Genomic DNA, 22,427 nt, shown 5'->3' with positions numbered 1-22,427 from the left:
GGCGTGAACTTCTGGCAGTACCTGGGCAGCCGCCACGAACAGCTCCTCACGGACGCCTACCAACACGCGAGCGCGGTCTTCCAGTGCATGGTCGTGGCGACCGTCATCGGCGTGGTGATCGGTGTCGTCACCTACCGCAGCGACTGGGCGGGCAACCTCGCCACCACGACGACCTCCGCGATTCTGACGATCCCCTCGCTGGCCATGATCGGTCTGCTGATCCCGATCGTGGGCCTGGGCGTCCCGCCGACCGTGATCGCCCTGACGCTGTACGGGCTGCTGCCGATCGTGCGCAACTCGATCGTCGGCCTGCGCGGTGTCGATCCCTCGCTGGTGGACGCGGCCAGGGGTATCGGCATGTCGCGGACGTCGCGCCTGATACGGGTCGAACTGCCGCTGGCCTGGCCGCCGATCCTGACCGGTATCCGGATCTCCACCCAGATGCTGATGGGCATCGCGGCCATCGCGGCCTACGCCTCCGGGCCCGGCCTCGGCAACGAGATCTTCCGCGGCATCAGCTCGCTGGGCAGCAAGAACGCGCTCAACCAGGTGCTCGCGGGCACGGTCGGGATCATCATCCTCGCGCTGCTCTTCGACGCCGCCTACGTCCTGCTCGGCAGGCTGACCATCCCCAGGGGGATCCGTGCCTGAGACCGCAGAGACCTCGAAGGGCCCCGCGCACGCCGAGGGCCCCGCCGGTGCGCCGGGCGGCGGCAGCGGCGGCGGCGCGCGCGGGAGCACCTCGTCCACCACGGGCGCCACCATCGAGCTGGAGAACCTCACCAAGCGCTACCCCGGCAGCCGCGACGCCGCCGTCGACAGCGTCAACATGGAGATCAAGGCGGGTGAGCTCGTCGTCTTCGTCGGCCCTTCCGGCTGCGGCAAGTCGACCACCCTGAAGATGATCAACCGGCTGATCGAGCCGAGCGGCGGCCGCATCCGGATCGGCGGCGAGGACGTCACCGACATGGACCCGGTGAAGCTCCGCCGCAAGGTCGGGTACGCCATCCAGTCGTCCGGCCTCTTCCCCCACATGACGGTCGCCCAGAACATCGCGCTCGTGCCGAAGATGACCGGCTGGCCGAAGGGCCGCATCAAGGCGCGGGTCGAGGAGATGCTGGACCTGGTCGGGCTCGACCCGGGCGAGTTCCAGGGCCGCTATCCGCGCCAGCTTTCCGGCGGTCAGCAGCAGCGCGTGGGGGTGGCGCGGGCGCTGGCCGCGGACCCGCCCGTCCTGCTCATGGACGAGCCGTTCGGAGCGGTGGACCCGATCACCCGCGACCATCTCCAGGACGAGCTGATCCGGCTCCAGCACGAGCTGCACAAGACGATCGTCTTCGTGACGCACGACTTCGACGAGGCCATCAAGCTCGGCGACCGGATCGCGGTGCTGCGCGAGCACTCGCACATCGCGCAGTTCGACACCCCGGAGGCGATCCTCACCAACCCGGCCGACGACTTCGTGTCGGGGTTCGTGGGCGCGGGCGCCGCCCTGAAGCGGCTCAACCTCAGCCGCGTACGGGATGTGGAGATCACCGACTATCCGACGGTCACCGTCGACGATCCCCTCCAGGAGATCTTCGGCAAGCTCCGTTCCAGCGGTACGAACGAGATCCTGCTGCTCGACAAGCGGCGCCGCCCCTACAAGTGGCTGCGGCGCGGCGATCTGATGCGGGCCAAGGGCTCGCTCGCGCGGGCGGGCACGCTGGTGCACGACACGGTGACCAGGGACGCCACCCTGCGGGACGCCCTGGAGGCGGTGCTCACGGACAACTCGGGCCGGGTCCCGGTGACCGGGCGGCGCGGCGAGTACACCGGGGTGGTCGACATGGAGACCCTGATGAACTCCGTGCACGAACTCCTGGAGGCCGACCGGCTGGAGGCCCTGGAGCACCAGCACGAACTGGAGGAGGCGCGCGCCCACCAGACCCAGTTCGAGCAGGAGGGCGTCGACGGCGGGGAGGCGAAAGCGTGAGCACGCCGCCCGCGGCCCGGCGTCCCGAGGGCGAGCACGAGGTCAAGGGGGTCGCCTTCCGCGACGACAGCGAGGGGGACGGCGCGGGCGAGCGGGAAGCCCCGCCGCCGCACGCGCCCCCGAAGCGGCGGATCAGCTGGCAGAAGCTGACCTTCCTGCCCGCCGTGCTGATCGCTCTGCTGCTGGCCACCTGGATCTGGTTCCAGCAGGCCGACCTCGACGCGATCTCCGAGAACGCCCTGTCGAACGGCCAGGTGTCCAAGGCCCTGTGGCAGCACATCCAGCTGACGGTGATCTCCACGTTCTTCGTGCTGATCATCGCCATTCCGCTGGGCATCCTGCTGACCCGCAAGGCCTTCAGGAAGCTGACGCCGATCGCGATGACGGTCGCCAACATGGGGCAGGCGACCCCGGCGATCGGCTTGCTGGCCCTGCTCGTGATCTGGCTCGGCACCGGCGAGAAGTCGGCCCTGATCGGCATCACGATCTACGCGATCCTGCCGGTCCTGTCCAACACGATCACCGGACTGAAGGCCAACGACCCGACCCTGCTGGAGGCGGCGCGCGGCATCGGCATGTCACCGCTGGGCGTGCTCACCCGGGTGGAACTGCCGCTGGCCGTACCGCTGATCCTCGCCGGCGTCCGTACGGCGCTCGTCCTGAACGTGGGCACCGCGACGCTGGCCACGTTCGGCGGAGGCGGCGGCCTCGGCGTCCTGATCACCACGGGCATCACCACCCAGCGCATGCCGGTCCTGGTCCTCGGCGCGATCCTCACCGTCGCCCTCGCGCTCCTCGTCGACTGGCTGGCGTCGCTGGCGGAACTGCTGCTGAGGCCGCGCGGGCTGGAGGTGGGGACATGAGCGGGGCGCGCGCCCGCGCGGCCCTGGCCGCCGTCCTCGTCCTGGCGTCCGCGTGCGGGCTGACCAGCGGCTCCCCCATGACCGACAACCTCGAGCCCGGGTCCATCGGGCAGGGCGAGCCGCTGAAGGGCGCCACTCTCACGGTGGCGTCGAAGGAGTTCACCGAGCAGCTGATCCTCGGCGCGATCATGGGCATCGCGTTCCAGGGGGCGGGCGCGAAGGTGATCGACCGCACCGGCATCCAGGGATCGATCGGCGCGCGCGAGGCCATCAAGAACGGTGACGCGGACGCCATGTACGAGTACACGGGCACCGCGTGGATCACCTATCTCGGCAACAGCGAGCCGATCCCGGACCCGCAGGAGCAGTGGCAGGCCGTGCACGACGCCGACCCGAAGAACGGGGTCACCTGGCTGCCGCCGTCCGCCCTCAACAACACCTACGCGCTCGCCATGAACCAGGCCAACTTCAAGAAGTACGGCACCACGACGCTGTCCGACGTGGCCGCGCTGTCGAAATCGGACCCGGGCGCCGTCACCCTGTGCGTGGAGAGCGAGTTCGCCAACCGGGCCGACGGACTGCCGGGCATGGAGAAGGCGTACGGAATGGACATCCCCGCGAAGAACATCACGCAGATGGACACCGGGATCATCTACACCCAGGTGCAGAAGGGGAGTTGTACGTACGGGGAGGTGTTCACCACCGACGGGCGCATCAAGTCGATGAACCTGGTGTTGATGAAGGACGACAAGAAGTTCTTCCCCAACTACAACGCCGCGCCCGTCATCAACTCCAAGGCCCTGAAGAAGTATCCGCAGATCGCCGAGGTCATCGAGCCGGTCACGAAGAAGCTGAACAACACGGTGGCACAGGACCTGAACGCGAAGGTGGACGTCCAGGGCCAGGACCCGCACGAGGTGGCGCTGGACTGGATGACGCAGGAGGGCTTCGTCAAGCAGGACTGACCCGGCGAGCCCGTGCCGGCCGGCCGCGCTCCCGGCCGGAAGGCCTCAGCAGCTCGGGACCGAGCCCTTGTTCCTCTCCAGGGCCACCAGGGCGTTCACCGCTCCGTCGAGGTCGGTCACCGGGATCAGCCGGAGCCCCTTCGGCAACTCCGCCTTCGCGTCCGAGCACTCCGCCTTCGGAACCAGGAACACGGTCGCGCCGTCACGGCGGGCCGCCTGCGTCTTGAGGCTGACGCCGCCGACCGCGCCGACCTTGCCGTCGGCGTCGATCGTTCCCGTGCCCGCGACGACCCGGCCGCCCGTGAGGTCGCCGCCGCTGCCGTCGCCGTCCAGCTTGTCGACGATCCCGAGCGAGAAGAGCAGTCCGGCGCTCGGTCCGCCGACGTCGGCGAGCTTGAGCGTGACCTTGACGTCGCCCTTCTCGTGCAGATACCCCAGGGCCGCCTCGGTGGCGCTGTCCTGGGACTCCTTCATCTCGTTCGCGTTGTGCCGCTCGATCTCCTTGACGCTGCCGCCGCTCGGGTACACCGAGTCGCGGGGCATCACGGCCTTGTCCGTGGCGAACCAGGCGCTGAGCACGTCACCGAGGGAGACGCTCGCGTCCGGGCCGGTGGCCTCGATCGTCGTCATCCGCAGCTGTCCGCTGGTGTTCCGGGTGGGCGCCCCGCTGATGGTGATCACCGGCTCGCCCCTGTTCTCGCCGAGGACGTTCGCCGTCAGACCGGGCTGCGCCAGGGAGAACGGCAGCGGCGCGAACACCGCCGTGGCGAGCAGGGCCACGACGGGGAAGGCGCAGACGGCGACGGCTTGGGGGCGCGTGAGGCGAGAGAGCACGGGGTCAATCTAACGTCACCACCCGGCGGAACCTCCGACAGGTCCGACGGCCTCCGCGCAGGACCCCGGGCCCGGGGTCACGGACCGGGCCCGCACAGGGGTTCGGGGCCCGTCGGGCTTCGGTCCGGGTCCGGAGCGGCCGCCCGGGCCCGGTCAGCGCAGGGCGTCCGCCACCTCACGGGCCGCGTCGACCACGCGCGGGCCGACCCGCTCCGGCACGGCGTCCGCCAGCATGACCACGCCCACGCTGCCCTCGACCCCCGTCACCCCGACCAGCGGCGCCGCGGCCCCGCACGCTCCGGCCTCCAGCTCTCCATGGGTGAGCGTGTATCCGGGCTCCCCCACCGGCGCCTGCCGGGCGGCGAGGATCGCGCGGCCCGCGGCCCCCCGGTCCAGGGCGTGCCGGAAACCGGCGCGGTAGGCGACGTGATAGTCCGTCCACGTCGGCTCGACGACCGCGACGGCGAGCGCCTCCGTCCCGTCGACCAGGGTCAGATGAGCCGTCGCGCCTATGTCCTCGGCCAGCGCCCGCAGCGCGGGCAACGCGGCCTCCCGGACCAGCGGGTGCACCTGGCGGCCCAGACGCAGCACGCCGAGTCCGACCCGGGCACGGCCGCCCAGATCACGGCGTACGAGAGCGTGCTGCTCCAGCGTGGCGAGCAACCGGTACACCACGGTCCGGTTGACGCCCAGTTTGTTCGAGAGCTCGGTGACGGTCAGCCCGTGATCGGTGTCGGCGAGCAGCTTGAGGACCCGCAGTCCCCGGTCGAGCGTCTGGGAGGTCTCCGCGGTCACGACGCCCACTCCTTAGTGGTGAGGTCGACGGCCTTCGTACGGCGGATGCGGCACCGAGTCCCGTCGGCGACGCGCTTCAGAGGCCGCCGGTCGGCAGGCGCCCCGGGCTGTTCCCGGGCCGCGGTCGCTTCACGGCTGCGCTCCGCGGCGGCGCTGCCACGGGGCGTGTGCGTAGCCGGACAGTAGCGAGCAGGTCCGCTGAGCGGAAGCCTCCGTCCAGAATCCGGGCATCGGCCGGTGCGAAGTGATTCCGTTTGTCCTGGAACGCGGGGCGCGCACAACACGGCGTACACCGCTCGTATACGCAGCGCACGGGCCACGGCGCACGCCGGTCCGAACACGGCACGCCCCCGGTACGGCTTCGGCGGCCCGCGGCACGGGTTCCGGATACCGCCGCCGGCCGCGGAGGCGATCGGCTCACCCCGTCGTCCCGACGGTGGGACGCCCCGGGCACGCTCCCCGGTTCCCCGCCGGCACCACCGCGTCCGTACGCTCCGTCGCGCCGACGTCAGCGCATCCGGGTGGCCCACTCCTGGACCTTGGCTATCCGCTGGCGGAGCTGTCCGGCCGTGGCCTCCGCGCTCGGCGGACCGCCGCAGACGCGGCGCAGCTCGGTGTGGATCACGCCGTGCGGCTTGCCGCTCTGGTGGACGTACGCGCCGACCATGGTGTTGAGCTGCTTGCGCAGTTCCAGCATCTCCTTGTGGGAGACGACCGGGCGGCGCTCGGCGGGAAGTTCGAGGAGGTCCGCCTCCTCGGCCGGCTTCTTGCGGCTGTGCGCGATCTGCCGGGCCTGCCGCTTCTGGAGCAGGAGCTGGACCTGGTCGGGTTCGAGGAGTCCGGGGATGCCGAGGTAGTCCTGCTCCTCCGCGCTTCCCGGGTGGGCCTGCATGCCGAACTCGGCGCCGTCGTAGAGGACCCGGTCGAAGACGGCCTCGGACTCCAGCGCCTCGAAGGAGAACTGCTCCTGCTCGCCGGTGTCCTCGTCCTGCTCCTTGTTCGCCTCCTCCATCTCCTTCTCGGACTCGGCGTACGGGTCCTCCTCGCCCTCCTTCTTGGGCTTGTCGAGGGCGTGGTCGCGCTCGACCTCCATCTCGTTGGCGAAGGTGAGGAGGTCGGGGACGGTCGGCAGGAACACGGAAGCCGTCTCGCCGCGTCTGCGGGACCGTACGAAACGGCCGACGGCCTGGGCGAAGAAGAGGGGGGTCGAGATGGTGGTGGCGTACACGCCGACGGCCAGGCGCGGCACGTCGACGCCCTCGGACACCATGCGGACGGCGACCATCCACCGGTCGTTGCTCGCCGCGAAGTCGTCGATCCGCTTCGAGGCCCCGGTGTCGTCGGAGAGCACGAGGGTCGCCTTGGTACCGGTGATCTCGCGGATCAGCTTGGCGTACGCGCGCGCGGAGTCCTGGTCCGAGGCGATGACGAGCGCCCCGGCGTCCGGGATGCCCTTGCGCACCTCGGTGAGGCGCTGGTCGGCGGCGCGCAGCACGCTCGGCATCCACTCGCCGCGCGGGTCGAGCGCGGTGCGCCAGGCCTGGCTGATGGCGTCCTTGGTCATCGGCTCGCCGAGGCGGGCGGCGATCTCGTCGCCCGCCTTGGTGCGCCAGCGCATGTTGCCGCTGTAGGAGAGGAAGATGACGGGCCGCACGACGTGGTCGGCCAGCGCGTTGCCGTAGCCGTACGTGTAGTCGGCCGAGGACCGCCGGATGCCGTCGTTGCCCTCTTCGTACGTCACGAAGGGGATGGGGTTGGTGTCGGACCTGAAGGGCGTACCGGTGAGCGCGAGCCGGCGGGTGGCGGGCTCGAACGCCTCCAGGCAGGCCTCGCCCCACGACTTGCTGTCTCCGGCGTGGTGGATCTCGTCGAGGATGACGAGGGTCTTGCGCTGCTCGGAGCGGTTGCGGTGGAGCATCGGCCGCACCCCGACACCGGCGTACGTGACGGCGACGCCCTGGTACTCCTTGCTGAGGGGTCCGGCGCTGTACTCGGGATCGAGCTTGATCCCCACCCGCGCGGCCGCCTCGGCCCACTGCTTCTTCAGATGCTCGGTCGGCGCGACGACGGTCACCTGCTGCACGACGTGGTGGTGCAGCAGCCAGGACGCGAGGGTCAGGGCGAACGTCGTCTTGCCGGCGCCGGGGGTGGCTACGGCGAGGAAGTCGCGCGGCTGCTCCTGGATGTACCTCTCCATCGCCCCCTGCTGCCAGGCGCGCAGCTTGTTGGCGGTACCCCAGGGGGCTCGTCCGGGGAACGCGGGCGAGAGGTGGTGGGTGTGCGAGGAGGCGCTGGCGGCGGTGGTAGTCACGGTCTCCGGTCTGGGTGTCGATTGGGAGCGTCCGGGTCCGTGCGCGGCGCGTCGAACGGGCGTGACGGCAGGCGCGCGGGCGGCTCGGCTACGTATGACAACCGGGCCACCCTACCGGCGCCCGGCCCACGACGACGCGCGGACGAGGCCGGGCCGGCGGTGGATGGGACTGACGTCACAGATCACCCGCACGCACCACCGGCGTCTCGGGCGGCCCTCGGCACGAGGTGCCGCACGAGCCGTCGCCGAGGGTCCCGTCAGCCTGTTCCCGCCGGTTCCCGCAGACGTGTGGTCACCCATGCCCCCAGCAGTGCCACCCCCGCCATCGGCAGGAACACCGCGGCGAAGGCGGCCGGGTGGGAGGGGTGGGCGCCGGAGGTCGCGACGGTGGCCGCGCCGGCGACCGCGCCGCCGCCCAGGGCCGCGAAGGCGGCTCCGCCGAGGGCGAGCAGCAGCACGTTGGACAGGGCGTCGGAGATCTGCAGGGCGGCCGAGTTGGCGCCGGCCTCCTCGGGGGCCGAGAGCTGGAGCAGCAGCACGCTGGTCGAGGCGAGCACCAGGCCCATGCCGAAGCAGCCGAACCCCCAGGCGACGGCGACGGTCCACACCGGCACGGCGGGGATCAGCACGCTCGGCGCGGCGGCGACGGCCGCCGCGACCAGCAGCATGCCGAGAAACATCAGACGGTCCCGGTACGGCTCCACGCGCGGCCGCGCCTGTACCCAGGAACCCAGCGCCCAGGTCCCGCCGCCGGCCGCGAGCGAGAGCCCGGCGAGCGTCGGCGACAGTCCCCTCTGGGTGACCAGCATCAGCGGCACGAAGGACTCGGCGGCGATGAAGGCACCGGCGGAGACCCCGCGCAGCAGCACCACGGAGGGCAGCCCGCGGGCCGCCCGGCAGGTGCCGCGGGGCAGCAGCCCGCGCACGGCCGGGACGAGCAGCGCGGCACCGGCAGCGGCGGGCACGAGGGAGAGCGGGCGCAGATCCTGGGCCGCGTACTGGAGCAGCCCCGCGCCCAGCGCGATCCCGAACGCCAGCCGGATGCGCCGCCGGTCCAGCGGCGCGCGGGCGCCCGCCCGGGCGGGCCCGGACGCCCGCCGCCGTATCTGCGGCAGCGCGAGCGCGAGCGGAACACCGACCAGCGCCGGGATCCCGATGAAGACCCAGCGCCAGCCGAGGTGCTCGGTGACCGCGCCCGCGGCGAGCGGTCCGACCACGGACGGCACCACCCAGGCCGCCGCGAACGCGGCCATGATCGCGGGCCGCAGCCGCTGCGGGTAGGCCCGCCCGACCACGACGTACAGCGCGACGATGACGAGCCCGCCGCCCAGTCCCTGGACGGCCCGCCCGAGGATGAACGTCCACATCCCGCCGGCCGTCCCGGACAGCAGCAGTCCCGCCGCGAACGCGCCGATGCCCGAGGCCAGCGAGGTCAGTGGCCCGCCGCGGTCGGACAGCTGCCCGGCGAGCACCATCCCGAACAGGCTCGTCGTGAAGTAGCCGGAGAACGCGAACGCGTACAGGGCGATCCCGTCGAGGTCCCGCGCGGCGACGGGCATCGCCGTGCCCACGGCCGTCGCCTCGAACGCGATGACCAGCACCACGGACACGATCCCGACGGTGAGCGCCCGGTGGGCCCGGCTGAGCACCCCGCCGCTGTCGTCGCCCTCGGGCGAAACCGTCGCGACCTCGCTCGCTTCCACTGCTGTCATGCCGGTCAGCGTAAGGTGCGCAGCTTTCCTTGACTCCTGTCGGCAGACGGTGATCAAGCGGTCCTTTGGACCTAGGACCACTCCCCGGGCCGTCCCCGGCCCCGTTCCCGGCGGGTCGCGCCGCCGTTCGTGAACGGCGTGTGGCAGTCGCGTTGCGGCCGCCCCGGAACCCTTGAGCCCCTTCCGGCACGCCGCCTACGGTCTTCCCATCAGGTTCGGAACGAGTGAGCCGTGCCGCACCTGAGAACGACCGTGTGCCCGAGTGGTTCAGGGGCTCGACTGCAACTCGAGTTACGTGGGTTCGAATCCCGCCACGGTCTCCACGCAGGGGTCGGCCGTCCCGGTTCGGGGCGGCCGATCTGTTTTCCGCCCGGTCGCCCGGTCACCGGGCGGCCGGGGCCGCTAGGCGTACAGCATGCCGACCGACCGGTCCTCGAATATCTCCGGCCAGTGGCGGCGGCCGTCGTCGCCCGGGTGGGCCGGTGTGTGGTCGCAGGCGCCGGGATCGACGGTGGCGAGCGTCTGGGTCAGGGTGGCGGCGAGCTGTTCGTAGGAGTCGCTGAGGTGGTGGGCCGCGTCCACGGACCTCTCGCGGTGCAGGAGCCAGAGGGTGAAGGCCAGCGTGGAGATGTCCGCGTTCAGCGGGCGCAGGGTCAGGTCCGGCTCGCTCCAGGCGAGCACGGCGCCCGTGGCCCCGTCCACCACCAGGCTCGTGTCCTCCAGGAGGCGGCCGAGGCGTATCAGGCGGTCCGCGCCGGCCGGGAGCAGGCCGGCGGGGAACTCCTCGGGGCGCTCGTCCGCGTAGTACTCGGTGAGGGCCGGAAGCGGCATCTCGGTGTCGAGCTGGAAGAGGAAACCGTCCTCGGGCAGGCCCGACTCCCGCAGGAAGCGGCGGGTCGGCTCGTGCGTCAGGGCGGGCGGGAAGTCGACGTCCTCGAAACGCATGACCACGCCCGCGCCGAACTCCTCGTCCAGCAGCCTCTTCGGCAGGCCGAGGACGAGCCCGTCGCCGGGGCCGGCGATCCGGGCGAGCGGGCGGATCAGGGCGGCCATACGCCAGTACGGCGGCACGTCCTCACCGGTGGTGCCCTCGAAGACGGCGCTCAGCCGGTCCGACACCTGGGCGACCGCCTTCGGGCCGAACAGGCCGGAGCGGCCGCGGGACAGGGTCAGTTCCTCGGTGGCCGCCGCGAAGCGCAGCAGGGCGTCCAGGGAGGGCGCCAGGGGCGAGAGGTCCAGGTGGGCGGGGTTCCGCCGGACGTACGCCGAGGAGACCTCGCCCGTCCTCCCGTCGAGCACGATCGACTCCAGGTCCCGGTCGAGGCTGCGCAGTGCCCCGATGACGAGCTGGTCGCGCAGTTCCCCGGCGAGCTTGTCGGCGTCGCCCGCCAGGTCGGCGACCGTGCGCAGGCCGTGCTCGCGCAGGGCGCCGAAGGCGAGCAGCGCGCCGTCCGGGGGCAGTCCGGGACCGGTGAGCCGGTCCCGGGTGCCCGGGTGCGTGACGAACGGATCCAGCTCGTCGCCGGTCAGCGTGATCGCGCCGCCGACCTCGGTGTCAGTCGTACTCATGGCTCCCCCGCGCATGTGAACGCTCCGTGCTTCCCCCGGGAGGGAACGACCGGTGGTTCCACGGCAGTTCCCCATCGAACCAGAACGATACGCCGACCCACTGACAACGCCAGGGACGCGCCGGAAGGGGCCGCGCGCGGATGCGGAACCGTCCGCTCAGGTGCCGCGGCGGGCGTCAGGTGAGGTAGACGCCGCCCAGGACGACGACCAGGGCCGCCAGCACGAACAGCAGCACCCAGACCAGCAGTTTCCCCACGCCGGGCGGGGGTTCGTACCGCGGCCGCCCGGTCTCGGCGCCGGGGAGGAGCGGCGGGGCGGAGCCGTCCGGCGAGGGTTCGCCGGACGGCCGCTCCCGCTCGGTCACGAGGCCGTCACCACGGCCGCCTGCGGGCGGATCGGCAGACGGTTGACGGGCCGGCCGGTGGCCGCCCGTACGGCGGAGGCGATGGCCGCCGGCGAGGTCACGACCGGCACCGCGCTGACCGCCTTGGCGCCGAAGGGGGCGACGACGTCGCGCTCCTCGACCAGCTTGACGATGCGGATCTCGGGCGCGTCCAGGGCGGTCGGCAGGGCGTAGCCGGTGAGGTCGGGGTGGCGGACCAGGCCGCGGTTGGTGCGGAGGTTCTCGGTCAGCGCGGCGCCCACACCCTGGGTGACGCCGGCCTCGATGCGGGCCCTGAGCTGTGCCGGGTTGAGGATCCGGCCGACGTCCTGGGCGAGCGCCAGCTCCACGACCCGGACCGAGCCCAGCTCGATGTCGACGTCGACCACCGCGCGGACGGCGCAGAAGGCGAGGCCCACGAAGGCGTCGCCCTGGCCGGCCTCGTCCAGCGGTTCGGTCGGGTGCGGGCGGCACTGCGCGGTCGCCCACAGCTCCTTGCCGTCCATCGCCTCGGTGACCGTGGTCGACAGGACCCCGTCGTACGACGTGATCTTGCCGTCGGTGATCTGGAGCAGCTCGGTGGACATGCCGAACTTGTGCGCCAGGGGCTGGAGCAACTGCGTACGGACCATCTTGGCCGCGCGCTCCACCGCTCCGCCGGACACCCAGGTGTGCCGGCCCCGGCAGCTCGGACCGGCCGGCGGCTGGTCGGTGTCGACCGGGGCGACGTGCACCTCGTCGATGCCGAGGGTCTCCTGGACGATCTGGCGGGCCAGCGTGGTGAAGCCCTGGCCGGTCTCCACGGCCGCGCAGAGCACGGTGGCGACGCCGTCGTGGACCTTCACGGTGGCCGTCGAGACCTCGTCGGCGCCCTCGGCGCCGAGCATGTGCACCATGCCGAGTCCGTAGCCGACACCGCGGCGCACGGCACCGGGTTCGCCCGCGCCCTCGGGGCCGCCGGGCAGCAGCCACTCGTCCTCGGGCGTGTCCTTGGGGAGGGCCGGCAGCGGGTAGTCGCGTACGGCCTCGAGCAGTTCGGCGACGGGCGCCGGGCAGGTCACCGTCTGGCCGGTGGGCAGGACGTCGCCGGTGGCCATGGCGTTGCGCAGGCGCAGTTCGGCGGGGTCGACGCCGAGCTTCTTCGCCAGCTTGTCCATCTGGGCCTCGTAGGCGGCACAGACCTGGAGGGCGCCCTCGCCGCGGACATGGCCCGAGGGCGGGTTGTTGGTGCGGACGGCCCAGCCCTCGATGAAGGCGTTCGGGACGACGTACGGGCCGCAGGCGAAGGAGACCGCGGCGGCCAGCGACTCGCCGGAGGTGTCGGCGTAGGCGCCCCCGTCGAGCAGGATCTGCGCCTCGACCTTGACCAGGTTGCCCTCGGCGTCGGCGTGGTGCCGGTAGCGCAGCAGGGTCGGGTGCCGGTGGGAGTGGCCGAGGAAGGACTCCTCGCGCGTGGCGGTGAGTTTCACCGGGCAGCCGGTCGCCAGGGCGAGCAGGCCGAGCGCGAGCTGGAAGCCCTGGTCCTCGCGGTCGGCGGTGGCTCCGGGGACGCCCGTGACGACGACCTTCACGCGCGCGGGTTCGAGGCCGTAGCAGGCGGCGGCCGCGTCGCGGTCGCTGTGCGGGTCGGTGGAGGCGATGTAGAGCTCGACGCCGCCGTCGGGGCGGGGCACGGCGAGTCCGGCCTCGGCGCCGATGGGGGCGGGGTCCTGGCGGCCGATGCGGTACTGGCCCTCGACGACGACCTCGCCGACGGCGTCCGGGTCGCCGTGGCGCAGCGGGATGTGCCGGATCAGGTTGCCGTCGGGGTGCAGCGGTTCGGCCTCGAAGGCGTGCTCCGGGTCGGTGACCGGTTCGAGGACCTCGTACTCGACGATGACGGCGGCGGCGGCCATCCGCGCGGTGTCCGGGTGGTCGGCGGCGACGGCCGCGATGGGCTCGCCGTGGTGGCGTACGACGTCGGAGGCGAACACCGGACGGTCGGCTCTGCCGCGGCCGTGCAGCGGGGTGCCGGGCACGTCCTCGTGGGTGATGACGGCGCGTACGCCGGGCATCTCGCGCGCGTGGCTGGTGTCGATGGACACGATGCGGGCGTGCGGGTGCGGCGAGCGGAGCACGGCGGCCCACAGCAGGCCCTCGGCCCACAGGTCGGCGGCGTAGGGGAACGTGCCCTCGGTCTTGGCGCGGTCCTCGGCGGCGGGCAGCGAGACGCCCAGCCCGTGCGGCAGGGGCTCGGGGCCCGTCTCGGGCGCCGCCGGTGTCGCGGTCGCGGCTTGGTTGGTCACGCCTGGCCTCCGTCCTGGCCGTACGGCTGTTCGTGCTGTGCCGGTGAACCGTAGGCGGCGCCGTCCTCGTACGCGGACGGGTGGATGCCGCCGGCGCCGGGTCCGGCCTGGTGCGGGATGCGGGCCGTGTCCGTCTCGGGGGCGGCCTCGGCCGCGGCGGCGGAGTGCGCCTCGCGTTCGGCGACGACCTCGCGCACGGCGTCCAGGACACCGCGGTAGCCGGAGCAGCGGCACAGGTTGCCGCACAGGGCCTGGCGGGTCTCCAGCTCGGTCGGCGCGGGGTTGCCCTCCAGCAGGTCGTGCAGGGTCATCGCCATGCCCGGGACGCAGAAGCCGCACTGCACGGCACCGCACTTGGCCAGCGCCCGCTGGACGTCGGAGGACTGTCCGTCGGCGGCCAGGCCCTCGACGGTGCGCACCTCGCTGCCGGCGGCGGTGACGCCGGGCACCAGGCAGGACGCCACGAGCCGGCCGTCCACCTGGACGTTGCAGGCGCCGCACTCGCCCTGCGAGCAGCCGTCCTTGGCGCCCGCGAGGCCGAGCCGCTCGCGCAGGACGTAGAGCAGCGACTCGCCGACCCAGGCGTCCGTGACCGGCCGGTCGGCGCCGTTGACGCGCAGGACGTAGGAGGCGAGGGGGTGATCGTCGTGTCCGGCCGGGGCCGGGAGGTCCTCGTCCGGCGTCCCGTCGTCCGTCACGGCGGCCTCGTGCGCCGGATCCGGCTCGGCCACCCCGTGTGTCCCCGCGGTCACCGGCCCGGGGCCGGCGGCGGACTCGGCGGCCTCACGGGCGGGCTGTGCGGGCCCCTCGGCGGCCTGCGCGGGCGATTCGGCCCCCGACTGCCCCGCGGGCCCCGCGAGGGCCTCAGCGGCCGTTTCGCGCGGGTCGGCGGTCCAGGGCTGCCCGATCTCGCCGGCCCAGGGCGCGGCCGCGCCGCCGGGGAGCGTGGCGGGCGGTGTGCCGCCCCACTGCTCGACGAGCGCCGACGTGGTGAACTCGCCCGATTCGTCCGGGAGGTCGCCTGCGGCCAGGGGGATGGACCACTGCCCGGTCACGTCGTGTCCGGGGCCCTGCGGCCGGCCCTGTCCCGCGCCGTCGTCGAACTGCCACTGCCCGGTGGACCCGGGGTGGTACGTGAACCGGTCGTCGTGGGCGCCGCCCCGCGGCTGCGCGGCGTCGGGATCCGGCCACTGCGCGTTGCCGCCCTGACCGGCCCAGGTTCCGCCGGTGTCCGGGTCCGCCGCCGCGGGCGGGGCGGGGGTCACGTCGATCTGCGGGGGCACATAACCGTGTCCGGGCGCGGCGAGCGGCTCCCGGGCGGCGAGGAGGGCCTCGATGCCCCCCTCGGGAAGTTTGACGAAGGCGGTGGCCCCGTCGTCGTAGTCGCCCTGGGGCAGCGGGTCCCAGCGGCTCCCGCCGCGCGACGCGCCCTCTTCGTGCTGGTCGTCGGTCACGACAGTGCCCTTCCAAGTGCTCGTCGGGCCAGCGCGGCGACGGTGCGCCGCAGGTGCAGTACGGCGGGCGGAAGCGGTGTGAGGGTTCCGTCCTCGGCGGGGACGGGGTCCGGGATGCAGGCCGCGGCCACGTACTCGCCGAAAGCGGTCAGCGCCTCCGGGACGATCGCGCGGTTGTTGTCCCAGTCGATGAGCCGGGCCACCCAGGCCTCGGCGTCCAGCGGTCGCAGCGGCATGGGCGCTATGGCGCCGACGGCGCAGCGGACGCCGCGCCGGGCCGGGTCGAGGACGACCGCCACGGAGGCGATGGCACGCCCGGGTCCGGTGCGGCCGGTGGCCTTCAGGAAGACCTGCGGGGCGTGCAGCAGCGGCACGCGCACGTAGCCGATGAGTTCTCCGCCGCGGAGCATGTCCACGCCGGCGAGCAGGTGCGACACGGGGATCTCGCGGCGGGCTCCGCCCGGCCCCGCGATGATCAGTGTGGCTTCGAGGGCGGCCAGTACGGGCAGCGCGTCCCCCGTGGGGGCGGCCGAGGCGACGTTGCCGCCGAGGGTGCCCGCGTTGCGGATCTGCGGCGGTCCGGCCGCCCGCGCGGCGGCCGCGAGCGCCGGGATCAGGGCGGCGAAGTCGGGGCGGCCCATGCGGGCGTGCGTGAGACCCGCGCCGAGCAGCGCGTGGCCGTCCTGGTACTGCCAGCCGCGGATCTCGGTGATCCGGCCGAGGCCGACGAGCGCGGCCGGCCTGAGCTGCCCGGAGTTGACCGCGGCCATGAGGTCCGTGCCGCCTGCCACCGGAACGGCCGTGGGCATGGCGGACAGCGCCGCCACCGCCTCGTCCAGCGAGACGGGCAGCGTCACGGCCTGCGCCGTCTGCGGTGCGTGCGTGGTCAAACCGGTTGCCCCTTCCCGCTGCCCCACCTGGTCCCACCTGTGCTGCCGTACGGTACGTGCTGACAGGGCGGACGTGGCAACTCTGGCACATCTTCCCGGGCCCTCGACGCGGGGGTCCGCTAGGAGGCATTCGCCCGTCTCACCAGGGATGTGGCCTGTTTTCGCACGGCATCACCGGTGGAAGACGATTATCACTCTTCGGTGACCCTTGGGGGCCTTTTTTCCTTGCGGTGCAAAGGCTCCGGGCACCGCGGACGGAGCCTGGCGACCGTGAGCGGTCTCACACCTTCGGGGGCGCCCCCTCGATCGGACGTCCGAGCACCCCCGGCCGCCGCTGCCACGGCCGCGGACCCGAGGGTGCGCGGTAGGCCACGCCGAGGGCGTCGAGCCGCCCGTAGTGGGCGTTCATCCGCCGCTCGAAGGCGGCGAAGTCCCGTTCCGCGGGGACCGGCAGACGGCTCCAGGCGACCTCGGCGAAGGCGGCGAGCCTCGGGAACGCCTGGTAGTCCACGCGCGCGTGGTCCTCCGCCACCTCGGTCCACAGGTTGGCCTGCGTACCCAGCACGTGCCGCGCCTCCGCCTCGGTGAGCTGCGGCGGAACGGGCTCGAAGCGGTAGACGTCCTCCAGGGTGCGCACATAGGCGATCGGCACCGGTTCGTCCTCGCCCGCGGCCTGACGGTAGTCCAGGTACACGTGCTGCTCCGGGCACATGACCACGTCGTGGCCCGCGCGCGCGGCCGTGACGCCGCCCTGGTAGCCGCGCCACGACGACACCGCGGCGCCCGGCGCGAGACCGCCCTGCAGGATCTCGTCCCAGCCGATCAGCCGACGTCCGCGCGCGGACAGCCAGCTGTCGAAGTGCCGGATGAACCAGGCCTGCAACCCGTCCTCGTCGGCGAGCCCGAGTTCCCCGATGCGCGCCTGTGCCGTGGCCGACTCCTTCCACTGGTCCTTGGCGCACTCGTCGCCCCCGATGTGGAAGAAACCGGAGAACTCCGGGAAGCGGGCGGGGTCCGCCGGGAACAGGTCGAGGAGTTCCTCGAAGACCCCCTCGTAGAAGCGCAGGGTGTTGTCGGTGGGGGCGAGTACGTTTTTGGAGACGCCCCAGTCGTCCCAGACGGTCAGGGAGGTCGTGTCGACGACGTCGGTGTTGCCCAGTTCCGGATAGGCGGCGATGGCCGCCTGCGAGTGGCCGGGGATGTCGATTTCGGGGACGACGGCGATATGCCGCTCGGCCGCGTACGCGACGATCTCCCGGATGTCGTCCTGGGTGTAGAAGCCTCCGTGCGGCTTCTCGTCCCACAGCGGCGAGGCCCGGTGGCCGAATTTGGTGCGGGCCCGCCAGGAACCGATCTCCGTCAGCTTCGGATAGCGATTGATCTGGACACGCCATCCCTGATCGTCGGTGAGATGGAAGTGGAAGACGTTGAGTTTGTGCGCGGCCAGCAGATCGAGGTAGCGCAGGACGCCTTCCTTGGGCATGAAGTGCCGGGCGACGTCGAGCATCAGGCCGCGCCAGCGGAATCGGGGCGCGTCCTCGATGGTGCCGTGCTCGATTTCGTACGCCGTCCGCGGACGGACCGGGGCCCGGCGGAAAGCGTCGGGACCGAGCAGTTGACGCAGTGTCTGGGCGCCCCAGAAGACCCCGGCCGCGTCGCCGCCGCGGATCTCGACACCCTCGCCGCCGACGGCGAGCCGGTACGCCTCCGGCCCGAGGGTGCCGTCGAGGAGCAGACGTATCGCGCGCGGGGCGTCCTGCGGCCCAGGTCGCAGGGGCAGTGCGAGCGCGGCGCCGAGCGTCGAGCCGAGCCAGCGTCCGGTGCTGTCCGTGCCGGGCGCGGCCCACAGGACGGTGTCCGCGTCCAGTGTGAACCGCCCGTGCGCGGCGCCGTCGACGACGAGGGGCGCGGGAATCAGGCCCGTATCCATCATGTCCATCCGTCCTTCAGTCCATTTCCGCCACAGGGGCCGGAGACGGGTCTCCGGGTTCGCGTACGAAGAAGATCGGCCGGTGAATGCTCATCACCGGGGAGACGGCGGTGGTCATCACCGGGGAGACGGCCGCCATACCGTCCGGTCGGGCTCTCCGGCTCGCGCCCGGCGGGCGAGGACATCCGCGCGGACCGCGCGCGAGGGCGCCGGGGAGAAGGGGCCGGGGAACGCGAACCCTTCACCGCCGGCGAGCGCCGGAAAACGTCCCGGCGGCCGCGGGACAGGGGAAGGCGGCCGTGAAAGGGAGCCGCCGGAGAAATCGCGCGCGGAGCGCTCCGCCGGGTTCACGGCCGCCTTCCGCACATCCGCGACGGCCCCGGTGAAACCGGGTGGCATCGGGGTCGCGAAGGAGCGCGGGCGGGCCGCGCGCGGCGGGGTCCCCGAACTCGTCGTGTTCGGCCGGCCGAAGTCCCTCGGGAAGCGGAAGCCGGGTTCACCGGAACCTCGGCGGACATCGTCCGGGCTGCCGGGAACATGATCGGCGAGGTGGCCCGGAATCGGCGGCGGAATGATTCCCGCAAGGCCGCCGGAATGAATCCGCCGAGCGCGGGGCCGACCGTGACGCGGTCCGCCGCGAGAAGGCGTCCGAAGAACCGGCGGGCGAATTCCCGCCGCCCCGTGACGCCGTCCCGCGTGACACGCGGGAAGGATCCGCGGGGCCGCGGTCCCCGGGGCGGGGACGCTGCGGACCCCGCGCCGCCGGCCCGCCGGAGGGCGTCGGGCGCCGCCCGGCAGGGAGGCGGTCACCGCCTCGGCCACGACGGTGAGGGGGCACTGGACTTCATCGCTGTCCTCCGGAGCGCGTTGCGGTGCGCGCAATGACGGTTTCGCATCGCACAACACTCCGGAGGCTAAGGAGTTCAGGGACCCGCCCACAAGAGGTCTACACCACTCTGTGATCACGGGACACCGTGAAAAACCGCCCACCCCGACACGACACGGCCCCACCCCGGACACGAAACGGTCGGCCCCACCCGCGGCACGTTCCCGGAACGCGGACACGACCACGGCCGCGGCGCCCCTCGCCGGGGGCGTCGCGGCCGTGGTCGGTCTGCGCGGCGTACCGCGCCGGGGCCGGAGCCCGGCGCTACTTCTTGTCGCCGCCCTTGCCCTGGTCGCCGCCACCGGCGCCCATGGACTCGAAGATCTCCTTGCACATGGGACACACGGGGTACTTCTTCGGGTCGCGGCCCGGCACCCACACCTTGCCGCACAGCGCCACCACGGGCGTGCCGTCCAGCGCGCTCGCCATGATCTTGTCCTTCTGGACGTAATGGGCGAAGCGCTCGTGGTCCCCGTCACCGTGCGACACCTGCGGCGTCGGCTCTACGAGGGTCCCCGTCCCCGTGCCTCGCTGGGGCTGGGTCTCAGGCTCAAGAGTGCTCATGAAGCCAAGGGTACTGGGGCTCGCGCCCATCAGTTGAGGGAAGGGTCGCGCGCCCTCGGCGCACCGCTCGGGGGCCGGTGCGTCGGTCAGTTGAGGGAGGGGTCGTCGGGGTAGGTCGCGACCATCGCCAGGTCGCTGCGCTGGCGGCGCAGGACCTCGCGCCACAGGCGCTCCGGCGACGGGGAGGAGACGTCGCCGGGCTCGGACTCGACGACGTACCAGGCACCGTCGACCAGTTCGTTCTCCAGCTGGCCCGGTCCCCAGCCCGCGTACCCGGCGAAGATGCGCAGGGAGCCGAGGGCCGAGGCGAGAAGCTCGGGCGGGGCCTCCAGGTCGACCAGGCCGATCGCGCCGTGCACACGCCGCCAGCCGAGGGGCGCGCGCTCCCCCGCCATGCCGCCGGGGATGACCGCCACCCCCAGCGCGGAGTCCAGCGAGACGGGGCCGCCCTGGAAGACGACACCCGGTTCCCCGGCCAGACCGGCCCAGTTCTCCAGGATGTCGCCGACACCCACCGGGGTCGGGCGGTTGAGGACGACACCGAGGGAGCCCTCCTCGTCGTGGTCGAGGAGCAGCACCACCGCGCGGTCGAAGTTCGGGTCCGCCAGGGCGGGCGTGGCCACGAGCAGCCGCCCTGTGAGCGAGGACACCTCGGTCATGCCAGACATGATCCCGCACATTCCCTTCATGTGGGGAGCCAATGCGCGTACGGGAGTGAATGCAGCTCAGGGCGCAACGAAGCGTTGCCCGCGCACACCCGCGACGGTGACCCCGTGTGCCCGGCGCGGAACGGCTCGTGTTGTGGCCAAGCTATGACCGAGCTGAGTCCTCCTCGGGCTTACTGCGCGGGGGCGGGTGGCCATTACCCTTGCTGTTCGGCTCCCGTACGACCGGCCTGCCGACGACCCACACCTGCCCAACTCATCGGAACGCGAGATACATGACCGTCAACGACGATGTCCTGCTTGTCCATGGCGGAACCCCGCTTGAGGGCGAGATCCGTGTCCGCGGCGCGAAGAACCTCGTGCCGAAGGCCATGGTCGCCGCCCTGCTGGGCAGCGGGCCGAGCCGGCTGCGCAATGTCCCCGACATCCGCGACGTACGTGTCGTACGCGGGCTGCTGCAGTTGCACGGTGTGACCGTCCGCCCGGGTGAGGAGCCCGGTGAGCTGATCCTCGATCCCTCGCACGTCGAGAGCGCGAACGTCGCCGACATCGACGCCCACGCGGGCTCGTCGCGCATCCCGATCCTCTTCTGCGGCCCGCTGCTGCACCGGCTGGGCCACGCGTTCATCCCGGGCCTCGGCGGCTGCGACATCGGCGGCCGGCCGATCGACTTCCACTTCGAGGTGCTGCGGCAGTTCGGCGCGAAGATCGAGAAGCGGGAGGACGGCCAGTACCTGGAGGCCCCGCAGCGGCTGCGCGGCACCAAGATCCAGCTTCCGTACCCGTCCGTGGGCGCGACCGAGCAGGTGCTGCTGACCGCGGTCCTCGCGGAGGGTGTCACGGAGCTCTCGAACGCGGCCGTGGAGCCGGAGATCGAGGACCTGATCTGCGTCCTTCAGAAGATGGGCGCCATCATCGCGATGGACACCGACCGGACGATCCGCATCACCGGTGTGGACTCGCTCGGCGGTTACACCCACGCGGCGCTCCCGGACCGCCTGGAGGCCGCCTCCTGGGCTTCCGCGGCGCTGGCGACCGAGGGCAACATCTACGTCCGCGGCGCCCAGCAGCGGTCGATGATGACGTTCCTGAACACCTACCGCAAGGTCGGCGGCGCCTTCGAGATCGACGACGAGGGCATCCGCTTCTGGCACCCGGGCTCGCAGCTCAAGTCCATCGCGCTGGAGACGGACGTCCACCCCGGCTTCCAGACGGACTGGCAGCAGCCGCTGGTCGTGGCCCTGACGCAGGCCACCGGCCTGTCGATCATCCACGAGACGGTGTACGAGTCCCGGCTGGGCTTCACGTCCGCGCTGAACCAGATGGGCGCGCACATCCAGCTCTACCGCGAGTGCCTCGGCGGCTCCGTCTGCCGCTTCGGCCAGCGCAACTTCCTGCACTCCGCGGTCGTTTCGGGCCCGACGAAGCTCCAGGGCGCCGACCTGGTCATCCCCGACCTGCGCGGCGGTTTCTCGTACCTGATCGCGGCGCTGGCGGCGCAGGGCACGTCCCGCGTCCACGGCATCGACCTGATCAACCGCGGCTACGAGAACTTCATGGACAAGCTCATCGCGCTCGGCGCGAAGGTCGAGCTGCCGGGCAAGGCGCTGGGCTGAGAACCGGGGTGACGCCGGGCTAGGCGCCCGGCCAGGACGCGGCGGACCGATCCGCCTACGACGATGGGGCGGCCCCCCTGAAAGGGGCCGCCCCATCGTCGTTGCCGGCCTTGTACGCGTCCCGCGTCCGAGGGGAACGAACGTACCGGCGCCAGGACTAGTTGCCCTTGGCGGCTTCCTTGAGCTTGCTGCCCGCGGAGACCTTCACGCTGAAGCCGGCCGGGATCTGGATCGGGTCGCCGGTCTGCGGGTTGCGCGCGGTGCGAGCGGCACGGTGGGTGCGCTCGAAGGTCAGGAAGCCGGGGATGGTCACCTTCTCGTCGCCCTTGGCGACGATCTCGCCGACGGTCTCGGCGAAAGCGGCCAGAACGGCGTCGGCGTCCTTGCGGGTCACCTCGGCGCGGTCGGCCAGCGCGGCCACCAGCTCACTGCGGTTCATGTTGTTACTCCCGTGTTCTTCTTGCTGTTGAGGCGTGCCAGGCGGCGGAGCCGCATATCGGGCACAGTGAAGCCGATGCTGCCAGGGTCCTCGGTCGGCTCCCGGACCCGGGTCCGTGGCCAGACCGTCGCGCCCGAAGACGCATCCTGCCCCCACCTGCGGCGGGAAAGCCAATCCGGCACCCCTGGGAGTCACACGAACACCCTTGGGGGTCACACGAAGAGGCCCCTGCGAGGCCTGAACCTGGCCGCCACCCTAGAGGCGGCCGCGGGCCCCGCGTTCCGCGACGCGC

Annotated in this window: 18 protein-coding genes and 1 tRNA gene; 6 read left to right on the top strand and 13 right to left on the bottom strand. The window is 72.4% G+C overall.

Going from position 1 to position 22,427, the window contains the following annotated elements:
• Positions 1-3 precede the first annotated feature (3 nt).
• The 4 genes from ACFYW9_RS17995 (at position 4) to ACFYW9_RS17980 (ending at position 3,803) form a co-directional block, all read left to right on the top strand.
• A complete protein-coding gene (locus ACFYW9_RS17995; RefSeq protein ID WP_389150860.1) occupies positions 4-651 on the top strand; it encodes an ABC transporter permease in 648 nt (215 codons plus the stop codon).
• 112 nt (positions 652-763) lie between these two features.
• Positions 764-1,975: a betaine/proline/choline family ABC transporter ATP-binding protein gene (locus ACFYW9_RS17990; protein ID WP_389151123.1), complete on the top strand. Its 1,212-nt coding sequence runs from the start codon at positions 764-766 to the stop codon at positions 1,973-1,975.
• Positions 1,972-2,838, top strand: coding sequence for an ABC transporter permease (locus ACFYW9_RS17985; protein ID WP_351861873.1), 867 nt, complete (start codon positions 1,972-1,974; stop codon positions 2,836-2,838). Before ACFYW9_RS17990 ends, ACFYW9_RS17985 begins: the two co-directional genes overlap by 4 nt.
• Positions 2,835-3,803 carry a glycine betaine ABC transporter substrate-binding protein gene (locus ACFYW9_RS17980; RefSeq protein WP_389150856.1) on the top strand — a complete coding sequence of 323 codons (969 nt, stop codon included), beginning with the start codon at positions 2,835-2,837 and terminating at the stop codon, positions 3,801-3,803. Before ACFYW9_RS17985 ends, ACFYW9_RS17980 begins: the two co-directional genes overlap by 4 nt.
• Positions 3,804-3,848: 45 nt before the next feature.
• Here the strand turns inward: ACFYW9_RS17980 and ACFYW9_RS17975 are convergent, their stop codons facing one another.
• From ACFYW9_RS17975 to ACFYW9_RS17960, 4 genes are all read right to left on the bottom strand, one after another.
• Positions 3,849-4,637: a PDZ domain-containing protein gene (locus tag ACFYW9_RS17975; protein WP_389150853.1), complete on the bottom strand. Its 789-nt coding sequence runs from the start codon at positions 4,635-4,637 to the stop codon at positions 3,849-3,851.
• Positions 4,638-4,790: 153 nt separating this feature from the next.
• A complete protein-coding gene (locus ACFYW9_RS17970; protein ID WP_326787483.1) occupies positions 4,791-5,432 on the bottom strand; it encodes a helix-turn-helix domain-containing protein in 642 nt (213 codons plus the stop codon).
• Positions 5,433-5,940: 508 nt separating this feature from the next.
• On the bottom strand, positions 5,941-7,743 hold the full coding sequence (locus ACFYW9_RS17965) for a DEAD/DEAH box helicase (RefSeq protein ID WP_351861880.1): 1,803 nt from the start codon (positions 7,741-7,743) through the stop codon (positions 5,941-5,943).
• Positions 7,744-8,000: 257 nt separating this feature from the next.
• Positions 8,001-9,455 carry an MFS transporter gene (locus ACFYW9_RS17960; protein ID WP_389150849.1) on the bottom strand — a complete coding sequence of 485 codons (1,455 nt, stop codon included), beginning with the start codon at positions 9,453-9,455 and terminating at the stop codon, positions 8,001-8,003.
• Positions 9,456-9,703: 248 nt separating this feature from the next.
• Between ACFYW9_RS17960 and ACFYW9_RS17955 the strand changes: the two genes are divergently transcribed.
• Positions 9,704-9,778: transfer RNA gene (locus ACFYW9_RS17955), tRNA-Cys, on the top strand.
• A gap of 79 nt (positions 9,779-9,857) precedes the next feature.
• Here ACFYW9_RS17955 and ACFYW9_RS17950 read toward each other — a convergent pair.
• From ACFYW9_RS17950 to ACFYW9_RS17915, 8 genes are all read right to left on the bottom strand, one after another.
• Entirely contained in the window at positions 9,858-11,024 is a 1,167-nt protein-coding gene (locus ACFYW9_RS17950) for an SUKH-4 family immunity protein (RefSeq protein WP_389150846.1), read from the bottom strand.
• A 175-nt stretch (positions 11,025-11,199) separates the two neighbouring features.
• On the bottom strand, positions 11,200-11,388 hold the full coding sequence (locus ACFYW9_RS17945; RefSeq protein ID WP_389150843.1) for a hypothetical protein: 189 nt from the start codon (positions 11,386-11,388) through the stop codon (positions 11,200-11,202).
• Positions 11,385-13,691, bottom strand: a complete 2,307-nt coding sequence (locus ACFYW9_RS17940) for a molybdopterin cofactor-binding domain-containing protein (protein ID WP_351861887.1) — start codon at positions 13,689-13,691, stop codon at positions 11,385-11,387. Before ACFYW9_RS17940 ends, ACFYW9_RS17945 begins: the two co-directional genes overlap by 4 nt.
• Positions 13,688-15,145 (bottom strand): 2Fe-2S iron-sulfur cluster-binding protein, encoded by a 1,458-nt coding sequence (locus ACFYW9_RS17935; protein ID WP_389150840.1) that lies wholly within the window; start codon positions 15,143-15,145, stop codon positions 13,688-13,690. The genes ACFYW9_RS17940 and ACFYW9_RS17935 overlap by 4 nt, the downstream gene beginning before the upstream one ends.
• Positions 15,142-16,035, bottom strand: coding sequence for an FAD binding domain-containing protein (locus tag ACFYW9_RS17930; RefSeq protein ID WP_389150837.1), 894 nt, complete (start codon positions 16,033-16,035; stop codon positions 15,142-15,144). The genes ACFYW9_RS17935 and ACFYW9_RS17930 overlap by 4 nt, the downstream gene beginning before the upstream one ends.
• Before the next feature lie 280 nt (positions 16,036-16,315).
• Positions 16,316-17,968: a beta-N-acetylhexosaminidase gene (locus ACFYW9_RS17925; RefSeq protein WP_389150834.1), complete on the bottom strand. Its 1,653-nt coding sequence runs from the start codon at positions 17,966-17,968 to the stop codon at positions 16,316-16,318.
• 1,147 nt (positions 17,969-19,115) lie between these two features.
• Positions 19,116-19,415: a DUF3039 domain-containing protein gene (locus tag ACFYW9_RS17920; RefSeq protein WP_351861896.1), complete on the bottom strand. Its 300-nt coding sequence runs from the start codon at positions 19,413-19,415 to the stop codon at positions 19,116-19,118.
• An 86-nt stretch (positions 19,416-19,501) separates the two neighbouring features.
• Positions 19,502-20,074 carry a YqgE/AlgH family protein gene (locus ACFYW9_RS17915; protein ID WP_351861898.1) on the bottom strand — a complete coding sequence of 191 codons (573 nt, stop codon included), beginning with the start codon at positions 20,072-20,074 and terminating at the stop codon, positions 19,502-19,504.
• Between the two features lie 281 nt (positions 20,075-20,355).
• On the opposite strand from ACFYW9_RS17915, the gene murA reads away from it, so the two are divergent.
• Entirely contained in the window at positions 20,356-21,696 is a 1,341-nt protein-coding gene (gene murA / locus ACFYW9_RS17910; RefSeq protein WP_339129611.1) for a UDP-N-acetylglucosamine 1-carboxyvinyltransferase, read from the top strand.
• Positions 21,697-21,853: 157 nt separating this feature from the next.
• On the opposite strand, the gene ACFYW9_RS17905 is transcribed toward murA, so the two are convergent.
• Complete coding sequence (locus tag ACFYW9_RS17905) at positions 21,854-22,135, bottom strand: HU family DNA-binding protein (protein WP_037619258.1); 282 nt, start codon at positions 22,133-22,135, stop codon at positions 21,854-21,856.
• Between the last annotated feature and the right edge of the window lie 292 nt (positions 22,136-22,427).

It is taken from the genome of Streptomyces sp. NPDC002698, assembly GCF_042888945.1.
Classification (GTDB): Bacteria; Actinomycetota; Actinomycetes; order Streptomycetales; family Streptomycetaceae; genus Streptomyces.
The sequence above is the reverse complement of the archived record's forward strand: the minus strand, read 5'-3'. Positions and strand labels throughout refer to the sequence as shown.